The sequence below is a fragment of the Stenotrophomonas sp. PS02301 genome (genome assembly GCF_029959485.1).
GTDB classification, from domain to species: Bacteria; Pseudomonadota; Gammaproteobacteria; order Xanthomonadales; family Xanthomonadaceae; genus Stenotrophomonas; species Stenotrophomonas maltophilia_Z.
The window spans coordinates 1-11,586 of record NZ_JASCOO010000120.1; the positions used below are offsets into that span (position 1 = coordinate 1).

The following is an 11,586-nucleotide window of genomic DNA, read 5'->3' on the forward strand; positions in this document are numbered from 1 at the left end:
GGCAAGCCCGGCGAGGGCCAGCGGCCCGCCCGCGACGGCGAGCGCCGCCCGCAGGGCAAGGGCCGCCCCGCTGGTGCCCGCCCGCCGCAGGGCGCACCCGGCAAGCCGCGCTCGCGCGAGGACATCGACCTCGCCAAGGCGTATGCGATCCGTGCGCAGAAGGAAAAAGACGACCGTATCGAGGCCGAGCGCCTGAAGCAGGAAGAAGCCCGTCTGCGTCGCGAAGCCAAGGCCAAGCTGGAGGTCCTGCTGGAAGGCAAGTCCCTCAACGCTGAAGCGGCCGACATCGCGCGCCACTTCCCGTACGGCGGCAAGATCAAGCGTATCTACGTCACCGCCGACCAGCTCAGGGCACTCAATGCCGGCGAGCTCGGCGTGCTGCAGCAGAACGGCCGCTATGTGCTGGTGACTGCCGCGGTGCTGGCCGAAGCCGAAGCGGTGTTCGCACCGTCGGTGGCGCTGAAGGTCGATCCGGATGCGCCGGCCGGTGAAGATCCGTATGCCGATCCGCAGTACCAGGTGCCCGACGACCTGGTCTGGTAAACCAACGCAACCATTGTTGAACGCACTGGGCGCCGTGAGGCGCCCAGTGCATGTCAGGAGCAGGGCCATGCAGGAACGCAGTCCCGGGTATTTCCCGCATATCGATGGCCTGCGTGCGATCGCGGTCCTGGCGGTCATCCTCTATCACCTCAAGGCGAGCTGGTTGCCGGGCGGCTTCACTGGTGTGGACGTGTTCTTCGTCATCTCCGGTTTCGTGGTCAGCGCCTCGGTGGATCGCCTGCCGGCGGTCGGCGGCTGGGCCGGGCTGGCACGCTTCTATGCGCGCCGCATGCGTCGCATCGCTCCGGCACTGGTGGTCTGCCTGCTGGTAACGGCGATGCTCAGCGCGTTGCTGATTCCCGAATCCTGGCTCAGCGAGACCAGCGACAAGACCGGCCGGATGGCGTTCGTCGGGCTGAGCAACTGGGTGCTCGCCAGCACCGGCAACGATTACTTCTCGCCGCGCACCGAGTTCAATCCGTACACCCATACCTGGTCGCTGGGTGTGGAAGAGCAGTTCTATCTGCTGTTCCCGCTGTTGTTCCTGGCGTGGGCCAAAGGCCCGCGTGGGCGCTGGCTGTCGCTGGGCCTGTTCGGCGTGGCAACCGTGGCATCGCTGGGCTATGCGGTGTTCCGCGCGCGACAGGGCGGCCATGAGATCGATGCGTTCTACCTCACGACCACGCGCTTCTGGCAGCTGGGCGCTGGCGTGCTGCTGTTCCAGCTGCTGTCCCTGAGCGGGCGGTTCACGCCGCCGCCGGTGCCGCCGCGCGGTATCAGCTGGCGCTCGCCGCTGCTGGTGCTGAGCCTTGCGGCGCTGGGCTATGGTTTGTGGGCCGCACGGCCGGGGCATTCGCCATGGATCGATGGGCTGTGGCCGGTAGTGGGCACGCTGGGGTTGCTGGGCCTGCTGCAGCGCTCACCCGGGGGCTGGGTCGGGCGGGCGCTGGCGACCACACCGATGGTGACGATCGGTCGGCTGTCCTACTCGCTGTACCTGTGGCACTGGCCGGTCTTCGTGCTGTTCCGCTGGACGGTGGGCCTGGAGACGGTGGCCACCGGCGGCGCCGCGCTGCTGTGCGTGGCACTGTTGTCCTGGCTGTCGTGGCGCTGGGTGGAACAGCCCCTGCGGCATGGTGCGCGCTGGGGCGTCAGCAACGCGCGCTGGGTCGTGGTCGGGCTGGGCGTACTGGTGCTTGGCGCCGGCCTGCAGGCGGCGCTGGTCAAGACCCAGCAGTACACCTCGCTCAGCGTGGTCAGCCGTGCCCCGCTGGACTGGTATCCGTATGCCAAGGGGTTGAAGAAGGAGATCCCCGACTGCCGCGTGCGGGTCAGCAACGTGCCGGTGCTGGGCGGGCAGGCGCGTCTGTATGCGCGTGGTGAGTGCCCGGGACGCACCGCATCCACCCGCCAACTGTTCGTGGCCGGCGATTCGCATGCGCTGGCCTACCACGAAATGCTGCAGCGCCTGGCTGTGCTGGATGGAGCGCCGATCCGACTGTATGGCAGCGGAGGTTGCGCGCTGGTCGGGCTGCGCGCCTGGCAGGGGCCCAATCCGGCGTGCGAGGCCTATGCGCGCAATGTGCTGGACGATATCCAGGCGCGTGCGCAGCCGGGCGATGTGGTGCTGTTGGCAGGGCTGCGGCTGCCGCGCCTGTCCGAACAGTACGCACTGTTCGATGTCGCGCAGGTTCGCGCTGCCCATCTCAGCGAGGCGGCCAATGCAGGCCGTACCGCCGAAATATCTCACTGGATCGAGCAGCTCACGCCGCTGGCCGATCGCGGTGTTCACATCGTGCTGGAGGCGCCCAAACCCGTTTTGCCAGCGCCCCCGTACCGGTGCTCGGATGTGTTCAACCGGCACAATCCGATCTGCGCCAACGGCATGACCGTGCCGCGCACCGAGATCGAGCAGTTGCGTGCGCCGGTATTGGCCGGCCTGCAGCAGGTGGCTGCAGGTCTGCCCGGCGCGTCGATCTGGGATCCGATGCCGTTGCTGTGCCCCGGCGAGCAATGCCTGCCGACACGTGAGGGCAAGCCGCTGTTCTTCGATGGTGATCATCTCAGCGGCTATGGCAATCGCCTGCTGCTGCCTGATTTCCAGGCGCAGCTGAAGCGGTGGGAGACGACGGCGCCCGCCGTCGCCCCCTGAATCACACACCCCGCGATCAGTCGCGGGTAGCCGTGTCTGCAGCGGCCTCGATCGGGCCGGCGACCTGCTGGCCGGCCTGCCAGACCGCGCCAATGCGCTGCGTGTTGGCGATATCCACCAGCGGATCGGCATCGAGCACGAGCAGGTCGGCGCGCTTGCCGGCGGCAATGCGGCCGCGGTCGGTCAGCCCCAGCAATGCCGCCGCTTGCGTGGTGGCGACCTGCAAGGCTTCGGAGGGCGTCAGCCCGGCTGCCACCAACAGCTGCAGTTCGCGATGTTCGGCCACGCCGATCACCCGTTGCGGCATCGCGCCGGCATCGGTGCCGAAGCCGAGCTTCACTCCCGCCGCATGCAGGCGGCGCACGTTGTCCAGATTGGTCACGACCGCCTTGCGCGCGGCGGGTATGCCGTCGCTGGCCAGCTGGCTGCGCTGCCAGTCCGGCTGCGACCAGCGCGCCAGCACATCGGCGTGCAGTGCCTGGCGCAGGAAGGGCTGCTGCAATGCCAGCGGATGCTCGGCATACCAGTAATTGGCCTCGTCGATGGCGATGGTGGGGATGTACCAGGTGCCCTGGTCGCGCATCTTCCGCGCCAGCATCGGGTCCACCGCGCGGTCGCGGATACCGTGGGCGAGGATGTCGACCTTGGCATCGACCAGGTCGCGGGCCTGCTCCAGATCGTGGATGTGCGCGGCAACCTTGAGCCCGCGCGCATGCGCTTCGGCGATGGCGGCGCGATACACCTCCGGAGTCATCATCGGGCGTTTGCCACCGAGGTCGTCCACCCACAGCTTGATCAGGTCCACGCCATCGGCATGCTGGGTGGCCACGGCCGCGCCCGCCTCTTCGGCGTTGCGCGGGCGTGCCACCGGATCGTGGCGCAGGCCCATGGTGTCGGCCGGGGGCGCACCCTCCGGGGCGCCGATACCGCCGCCGGCACCGTACAGCTGCGCACCCAGGCCGGGATCGATGTTGATCCCCTTGCGGAGGGTGAAGAAGTCCGCGCCGTTCATGCCCAGCGCCGTCACCGTGGTGATGCCGTAGCGCTGGAACTGGCGCAGATCGCGCACCACGTTGTCATGGGTGTAGAAGCGGTCGCCGTGTTCCAGCCCCTGCGTATTGCCAACGTGGGCATGGTCGCTGACCAGGCCGGGCAACAAGGTCTTGCCGGTGTAATCGATGCGGCGGGCACCGGTCGCCGCCGCGGGCAGCGGCGTGCCGACATGCACGATCCGTGGGCCGTCGATCAGCACCGGGGTGACGCCAAGGTCGCGCGTGCCATCAAAGACGCGGGCGTTTTCGAACAGGATCGGCTCGGCTGCGGCAGGCAGGGCGGTGGTGGCGGCAAGCAGCAGCGCCCACAGGCGGGTCGGTCGCATCGGCGGCTCCAGTCAGGGGGAGCCTTGAGCCTACCCCATCCGGGGGATCGGGTTGCCGGCCAGTGGCCGGCACTACCGGCAGCAGATGATCAGCGCGTGCGCGCGCGCAGCAGCGGCAGGCTGATCGCGAAGAAGCACAGCAAGGCCCCGGCCAACGCAAACCCGCTGCCCGCGAGGAACGCGGTACGGCCCTGATCGATCGGCCACAACTGGCCTGCGATCAGCGCGCCGAGCACGCCGCCCACCCCTGAGGAAAAGCCGTACAACAAGCCTTGGCCATGGCCGTTCAGGCGCCCGGGGAAGTAGGTGGCCAGCATCTGCATCGCGGCGGCGAAGAAGGCGGCGAACCCCAGCGCATGCGCGGTCTGGGCAAGGAGCATCACCGGCAGATTCTCCGGGAACAGCGCGGTGACCGCCCAGCGCACGGTGGAACTGAGCAGGGCGATCAGCAACATCCAGCTGGCGTCATAGCGACGGAAGAAACGCCCGATGGTGAAGAACACGCCCACTTCGAACACCACCCCGACCGTCCACAGCACGCCCAGGGTGGAGGTCGCGTAGCCGTGGTGATCCATGTAGACCGAGAAGAAGGTGTAATAGGGGCCGAACGACAGCTGCTCCATGAACGCGGCCAGGAAGAACGCCAGCACCTGCGGCTTGCGCACGATCGCCCAGAATCCACTGGCATCACCGTCGCTGCGCTGCAGGTTGCGTGCGTAGTGGTTGGCAAAGCCCGAGGCGGTCAGCAGGCCGAACAGCGGCAGCATCAACCACGGCAGCAGATGTGCGTTGCCGGCGCCGCCGTCGCCTTCGATGATCCAGCCGAACAGCATTACCACGGCGATGAAGCCAAGCGAGCCCCACACCCGGATCAGCCCATAGCGATGGCTGTCGCTGCCCAGGTGGGTCAACGTGATCGATTCGAACTGTGGCATCACCGCGTTGTAGAAGAAGCAGAACGCGATCATCGCCGGGTACAGCCACGGCTGCGGCAACGGCAGCAGGAACGCGCAGAAGGTCAGCAGGGTGAGCACGCAACCCAGCCGCAGCCAGAAGATCGGGCGCGGCGAGGCGGCGGCGAGGGAGGTCCAGGTCGTGGGGGCCACGATGCGGGTGGCATACCAGATGCCCATCATCACGCTGATCGCGGTGACGCTCATGCCGCGCGAGGTCAGGAACAACGACCAGTACGGTGTGAACGCGCCCAGAGCGGCGTAGTAGAACAGGTAGAACGAGGACAGGCGGACGGCCGGTACGGCGTCGCGGGGGAGGGCGGTCATGCGGGATCTCGGTGACGACCGGTGCATTATGGACGCGCGCACCCGGGCACGGGGTGGGCGACCGCCTTATTCCGGATCGTAATCCAGATTGGAGGCCAGCCAGCGCTCGGCCTGCACGCGGTCCACGCCTTTGCGCTTGGCATAGTCGACCACCTGCTCGCGGGTGACCCGGCCGACCACGAAATACTGGCTCTGCGGGTGGCTGAAGTAATAGCCCGACACCGCTGCTGTGGGCAGCATCGCAAAGCTCTCGGTCAGCTGCATGTCCGCGTTGCGCTCGGCATCCAGCAAGCGGAACAGCGTGGCCTTCTCGCTGTGCTCCGGGCAGGCCGGATACCCGGGGGCAGGGCGGATGCCGGCGTACTTCTCGGCGATCAGCGATTCGTTGTCCAGCTGCTCATCGGGCTGGTAGCCCCAGTAATCCATGCGCACGTGCTGGTGCAGGCGCTCGGCCAGGGCCTCGGCCAGGCGGTCGGCCAGTGCCTTGAGCAGGATCGCGTTGTAGTCGTCGTGGTCGGCCTCGAAGCGGGCCACGTGCGGGTCGATGCCGATGCCGGCGGTCACCGCGAACGCGCCGATCCAGTCCTGCTTGCCGCTGTCGGCCGGGGCGATGAAATCGGCCAGGCAGAAATCCGGGCGCTCGACCGGCTTGTCCACCTGCTGGCGCAGGAAGTGCAGCACGGCCGGGCCATTGTCGGTACGCAGGTGCACATCATCGCCAACGCTGTTGGCCGGCCACAGGCCGAATACGGCCTTGGCGGTCAGCCACTTCTCCTCGACGATGCGGGTGAGCATCGCGCGGGCGTCCTTGTACAGATCGGTGGCCTGCGGGCCGACGATCTCATCGGTGAGGATCGCCGGGAACTTGCCGGCCAGTTCCCAGGCCTGGAAGAACGGCGTCCAGTCGATCACCTCGACCAAGTCGGCCAGCGGGTAATCGTCGAGCACATGCAGGCCCGGCTTGCGCGGTGCCGGCGGTGTGTAGGTGGCCCAGTCGCCCACGAACCGCTGGGCGCGTGCCTTGGCGAGGGTGACCAGCCGCTTGGCGTCGCCACGATTGCGGTGGCGCTGGCGGATGTCGGCGTAGTCGGCCTCGTTGGCAGCCACGAAGGCATCGCGCAGCTCTCGCGAGATCAGCGATTGCGCCACGCCGACCGCGCGCGAGGCGTCCTTCACCCACACCGTGGGTGCCTTGTAGTGCGGATCGATCTTCAGCGCGGTGTGCGCGCGCGAGGTGGTCGCACCGCCGATCATCAGCGGCATCGTGAAGCCCTGGCGCTCCATCTCGCGCGCGACGTGGCTCATCTCTTCCAGCGAGGGCGTGATCAGGCCGGACAGGCCGATGATGTCGGCGTTCTCGGCGCGCGCGGCATCCAGGATCTTCTGTGCCGGCACCATCACGCCCAGATCGATCACGTCGAAGTTGTTGCAGGCCAGGACCACGCCGACGATGTTCTTGCCGATGTCGTGCACGTCACCCTTGACCGTGGCCATGATGATCTTGCCGTTGCTCTTGGCAGTGTCGCCGCTGCGGGCCTTTTCCGCCTCGATGTACGGCAGCAGGTAGGCCACCGCCTTCTTCATCACGCGTGCGGACTTGACCACCTGCGGCAGGAACATCTTGCCGGCGCCAAACAGGTCGCCCACGATGTTCATGCCGTCCATCAGCGGTCCTTCGATCACATCCAGCGGACGGGTCGAGCGCGCACGGGCTTCTTCGGTGTCCTGCTCGACCCACGCATCCATGCCGTGCACCAGCGCATGCGCGAGGCGATCATTGACCGGCTTTTCGCGCCAGGCGAGGTCTTCGCCGCGCACTTCGCCCTTCTTGCCCTTGTAGCGCTCGGCAATTTCCAGCAGGCGCTCGGTGCCGTCACTGCGGCGGTTGAGGATCACATCCTCCACGCGCTCGCGCAGCTCGGCGTCCAGATCATCGTAGATCGGCATCGCGCCCGCGTTGACGATGCCCATGTCCATGCCCGCGCCGATGGCATGGAACAGGAACACCGAGTGGATCGCCTGGCGCACGGTTTCATTGCCGCGGAACGAGAACGACACGTTGGAGACGCCGCCGGAGACATGGCAGTGCGGCAGGGTGCGTTTGATGATGCGGGTGGCTTCGATGAAGTCGACCGCGTAGTTGTCGTGCTCTTCGATGCCGGTGGCGACGGCGAAGATGTTCGGGTCGAAGATGATGTCTTGGGGCGGGAAGCCGACCTGCTCGGTCAGGACCCGGTAGGCGCGGGTGCAGATCTCGACCTTGCGCGCGCAGGTATCGGCCTGACCGTCCTCATCGAAGGCCATCACCACGGCGGCCGCACCGTAGCGCAGCACCTTGCGTGCCTGTTCGATGAACTGCGCTTCGCCTTCCTTGAGCGAGATCGAGTTGACCACGCTCTTGCCCTGCAGGCACTTCAGACCCGCTTCGATCACGCTCCACTTGGAGGAGTCGACCATCACCGGAATCCGGGCGATGTCCGGCTCGGACATGATCAGGTTGAGGTAGCGCGTCATCGCCTTTTCGGAATCGATCAGGCCCTCGTCCATGTTGACGTCGAGGATCTGCGCGCCGTTGGCGACCTGCTGGCGCGCCACTTCCACCGCCTCTTCATAGCGTTCTTCCTTCACCAGCTTGCGGAACTGCGCGCTGCCGGTGACGTTGGTGCGCTCCCCGATGTTGACGAACAGCAGGTCCGGGGTGATGACCAGCGGCTCGAGACCGGACAGGCGGGTGTGGCGGGAAGACGTCATGGGCAGGCTGGCACGGGCTGGCGGAGGAGGGTCAACGACAACGGGAGCGTGGGGCGGATGCGGTCATGCCGCGTCTTCCAGCGGTGGTGCGGGCAGGCGGCGCGGCGGCAGATCGGCCACCGCTTCGGCAATCGCGCGGATGTGCGCCGGGGTGGTGCCGCAGCAGCCGCCCACCAGGTTGAGCAGACCGGCGCTGGCGAACTCGCGCAGCGTGGTGGCCATTTCTTCCGGGGTTTCGTCGTACTCGCCGAAGGCATTGGGCAGGCCGGCATTGGGATGCGCGCTGACCAGACACTCGGCCACGGTGGACAATGTCTCCACGTGGGGCCGCATGTCGCTGGCGCCGAGCGCGCAGTTCAGCCCGATCGACAGCGGCCGGCCATGCGCGACCGAGGCGTAGAACGCCTCGGCCGTCTGCCCGGACAGGGTGCGGCCGGAGGCATCGGTGATCGTGCCGGAGATCATCACCGGCAGTCGACCACCGCGCGCATCGAACACTTCTTCGATGGCGAACAGCGCGGCCTTGGCGTTGAGCGTATCGAAGATGGTTTCCACCATCAGGGTGTCGGCGCCACCGTCGATCAGGCCATCGATGGCTTCGCGGTAGGTCTCGCGCAGCGCATCGAAGCTGGTATTGCGGAAGCCGGGATCGTTCACGTCCGGGCTGATCGACGCGGTGCGGCTGGTCGGGCCGAGCACGCCGATCACGAAGCGCGGTTTGCCCGGCGTGGTCGCCGCGACTGCATCGCAGCAGGCACGCGCCACTGCAGCACCGGCTTTGTTGAGCTCGTAGACCAGGTGTTCAAGGTGGTAGTCGGCCTGGCTGACCGAGGTCGCATTGAACGTATTGGTCTCGACCAGATCGGCGCCGGCCTCCAGGTACGCGGTATGGATGCCGCCGATCACCTCCGGGCGGGTCAGCAACAGCAGGTCGTTGTTGCCCTTGAGGTCATGTCCCTCCGGCGTGTCACCGGTCGCGGCATGATCGCAGCCGGGCTCGTGCTGGTGGTCGTAACCGCCGGCGAAGCGCGCGCCGCGGTAATCGTCCTCTTCCAGCCCATGGCGCTGGATCATCGTGCCCATGGCGCCATCGATGATCAGGATGCGCTGGGCCAGCGCCGTTTCCAGCGCATGCACGCGGTCGGGGTGGAGCCAGGGCAGGGATGGCATGGGCAGACCTCAGGGCTTGCTGGCAATCAGCGAAATGACTTCGAAATGCGGCGGGCGCTTCTCGCGGGTCACGGTTTCCAGGCTGGAAACGACTAGGCCGGACTTCTCCACGAACTTGCGCAGTTCCTTGTCGCTGAAGCCGAGGTTGACGTGGCCATAGGCATCCACGGCCGCACGGTGTTCGTGGCGGGCCAGGCTGCACAACAGCAGGCGACCACCCGGGCGCAGCACGCGCGCGCCCTCGGCGACGGCCTGCGCCGGCTTGGCCGCATAGGTCAGTGCGTGCATCAGCACCACCAGGTCGAAGCTCTGGTCGGGGAAGGGCAGGGCATGCATATCGCCTTCGCGCACTTCCACATTGGCCAGCCGGCGCAGGCGCTCGCTGGCAGCGGCGACCACGCGCGCGCTGGTGTCGATACAGATGTAGCGCTTGGCGTGCGGCGCCACAAGCTCGGCCAGCACGCCGTCACCGGAGGCGATATCGAGCACGTCACCGGTTTCCAGCAACGGCAGGGCGGTGCGTGCCAGCGCTTCCCAGGTGCGGCCGGGGGAATAATGGCGTTCCATGTCGCCGGCGACGCTGTCGGCCCAGTTCTGGTCCGCCGCTCGGCTGGCCATGACGGCAGCCACACGCTCAGCGTCCTGGCGCAGCAGCGGGTCGTCGCTGCCGGTGCTCAGGGCATGCCACAATGCGCGCTGCGCCGGATCCAGCGCGGCGTCATCGAAGCGGTAATACGCCGAGACGCCGGAGCGACGGTCGCGGACCAGGCCGGCTTCCTTGAGCCGGGCCAGGTGGGTGGACACCCGCGGCTGCGCCAGCGTGGTGATGGCCGACAGCTCGGCCACAGTGAGTTCTTCCTGTTCCAGCAGCGCCAGCAGGCGCACCCGGGTGGCGTCGGCAAACACTTTCAGCCGGACGGACCAGTCCTCGAGATCCATAAATATCTACCTATCGCGATATAGAGATATTTTCGTCCTTTGGCGGCGCTGCGGTCAAGTCAGGCGTCCTTTCCCCGCCCCCCGGTACAATCGCCCGACCGGGCCGCGCGCACTGCGGCCCTTATCACTCTGTACCCGGGAGGGTGTTGTGGATTTCAGTTTTACCGAAGAGCAGTTGATGCTGCAGGACGTTGCGCGCCGAATCGCGCAGGAAAAAATCGCGCCCAGCGCCGAACACCACGACCGCACCGGCGAGTTCCCGCTGGAGAACATTCGCCTGCTGGGCGAGAACGGGCTGATGGGCATTGAAGTGCCCGAAGCCTACGGCGGTGCGGGCATGGACCCGATCGCCTACGTCCTGGCGATGGTGGAGGTCGCCGCCGGGGACGCTGCGCATTCGACGATCATGTCGGTCAACAACTCGCTGTTCTGCAACGGCATCCTGACCCACGGCAGCGAAGCGCAGAAGCAGAAGTATGTGCGCGCCATCGCCGAGGGCGAGGCCATCGGTGCGTTCGCGCTGACCGAGCCGCAGTCCGGTTCGGATGCGACAGCCATGCGCTGCCGCGCGGTCAAGCAGGCCGACGGCACCTACGTGATCAACGGCAAGAAGAGCTGGATCACCTCCGGCCCGGTGGCCAAGTACATCGTGCTGTTTGCGATGACCGATCCGGAACAGGGCGCGCGTGGCATCACCGCCTTCATGATCGACACCGACAAGGCCGGCTTCCACCGCGGCAAGACCGAGCCGAAGCTGGGCATCCGTGCCTCGGCCACCTGCGAAATCGAGTTCCAGGACTACGTGGCGGACGCCGATGACGTGCTGGGCAAGGAAGGCGAGGGCTTCAAGATCGCCATGGGCGTGCTCGACGCCGGCCGTATCGGCATCGCCTCGCAGGCGATCGGCATCGCCCGTGCGGCGTACGAAGCGACGATCGAATACGTGAAGGACCGCAAGGCCTTCGGCGCGGCGATCGGCACTTTCCAGATGACCCAAGCGAAGATCGCCGACATGAAGTGCAAGCTGGATGCAGCCCTGCTGCTGACGCTGCGCGCGGCGTGGGTGAAGTGGCAGGGCAAGCGCTTCAGCAACGAAGCGGCGATCGCCAAGCTGACCGCCTCCGAAGCGGCGATGTGGATTACCCACCAGGCCGTGCAGATCCACGGTGGCATGGGCTATTCCAAGGAAATGCCGCTGGAGCGCTACTTCCGTGATGCCAAGATCACCGAGATCTACGAGGGCACCTCGGAAATCCAGCGGTTGGTGATCGCGCGCAACGAGACCGGGCTGCGCTGATCGATAGGACAGCGGCGCCCGGTGGGGGCCCCGGGGGGGTGCGGGGGCGCTGGATTGGGCGTGTGAGGGTGGGGGC

8 protein-coding genes are annotated in these 11,586 nt (G+C 67.0%); 3 read left to right on the forward strand and 5 right to left on the reverse strand.

The window, feature by feature from the left end:
• Both QMX81_RS18935 and QMX81_RS18940 read left to right on the forward strand, forming a co-directional pair.
• Window positions 1–543, forward strand: a 543-nt coding sequence (locus QMX81_RS18935; protein ID WP_282263795.1) for a DUF2058 family protein, incomplete at its 5' end; no start/stop codon positions are given.
• Window positions 544–610: 67 nt separating this feature from the next.
• Window positions 611–2,695 carry an acyltransferase family protein gene (locus QMX81_RS18940; protein ID WP_121037917.1) on the forward strand — a complete coding sequence of 695 codons (2,085 nt, stop codon included), beginning with the start codon at window positions 611–613 and terminating at the stop codon, window positions 2,693–2,695.
• A 16-nt stretch (window positions 2,696–2,711) separates the two neighbouring features.
• On the opposite strand, the gene QMX81_RS18945 is transcribed toward QMX81_RS18940, so the two are convergent.
• The 5 genes from QMX81_RS18945 to QMX81_RS18965 all read right to left on the reverse strand — a co-directional run bounded on the left by QMX81_RS18945 (window position 2,712) and on the right by QMX81_RS18965 (window position 10,213).
• Window positions 2,712–4,073 (reverse strand): amidohydrolase family protein, encoded by a 1,362-nt coding sequence (locus QMX81_RS18945; protein ID WP_282263797.1) that lies wholly within the window; start codon window positions 4,071–4,073, stop codon window positions 2,712–2,714.
• A gap of 89 nt (window positions 4,074–4,162) precedes the next feature.
• Window positions 4,163–5,353, reverse strand: coding sequence for an MFS transporter (locus tag QMX81_RS18950; RefSeq protein WP_259261586.1), 1,191 nt, complete (start codon window positions 5,351–5,353; stop codon window positions 4,163–4,165).
• A gap of 66 nt (window positions 5,354–5,419) precedes the next feature.
• On the reverse strand, window positions 5,420–8,104 hold the full coding sequence (metH, locus tag QMX81_RS18955) for a methionine synthase (RefSeq protein WP_121037908.1): 2,685 nt from the start codon (window positions 8,102–8,104) through the stop codon (window positions 5,420–5,422).
• A gap of 63 nt (window positions 8,105–8,167) precedes the next feature.
• Window positions 8,168–9,274, reverse strand: a complete 1,107-nt coding sequence (locus QMX81_RS18960; RefSeq protein WP_121037905.1) for a homocysteine S-methyltransferase family protein — start codon at window positions 9,272–9,274, stop codon at window positions 8,168–8,170.
• Window positions 9,275–9,283: 9 nt separating this feature from the next.
• A complete protein-coding gene (locus QMX81_RS18965) occupies window positions 9,284–10,213 on the reverse strand; it encodes a metalloregulator ArsR/SmtB family transcription factor (RefSeq protein WP_282263806.1) in 930 nt (309 codons plus the stop codon).
• A 148-nt stretch (window positions 10,214–10,361) separates the two neighbouring features.
• Between QMX81_RS18965 and QMX81_RS18970 the strand changes: the two genes are divergently transcribed.
• Window positions 10,362–11,510 carry an acyl-CoA dehydrogenase family protein gene (locus QMX81_RS18970; RefSeq protein ID WP_282263808.1) on the forward strand — a complete coding sequence of 383 codons (1,149 nt, stop codon included), beginning with the start codon at window positions 10,362–10,364 and terminating at the stop codon, window positions 11,508–11,510.
• Window positions 11,511–11,586 lie beyond the last annotated feature (76 nt).

What these genes read in the sequence shown, in the direction of transcription:
- QMX81_RS18945 (WP_282263797.1), bottom strand. Translation starts at nt 4,073, where the DNA reads ATGCGACCGACCCGCCTGTGGGCGCTGCTGCTTGCCGCCACCACCGCC.
- QMX81_RS18950 (WP_259261586.1), bottom strand. Translation starts at nt 5,353, where the DNA reads ATGACCGCCCTCCCCCGCGACGCCGTACCGGCCGTCCGCCTGTCCTCG.
- QMX81_RS18965 (WP_282263806.1), bottom strand. Translation starts at nt 10,213, where the DNA reads ATGGATCTCGAGGACTGGTCCGTCCGGCTGAAAGTGTTTGCCGACGCC.
- QMX81_RS18960 (WP_121037905.1), bottom strand. Translation starts at nt 9,274, where the DNA reads ATGCCATCCCTGCCCTGGCTCCACCCCGACCGCGTGCATGCGCTGGAA.
- metH (WP_121037908.1), bottom strand. Translation starts at nt 8,104, where the DNA reads ATGACGTCTTCCCGCCACACCCGCCTGTCCGGTCTCGAGCCGCTGGTC.
- QMX81_RS18940 (WP_121037917.1), top strand. Translation starts at nt 611, where the DNA reads ATGCAGGAACGCAGTCCCGGGTATTTCCCGCATATCGATGGCCTGCGT.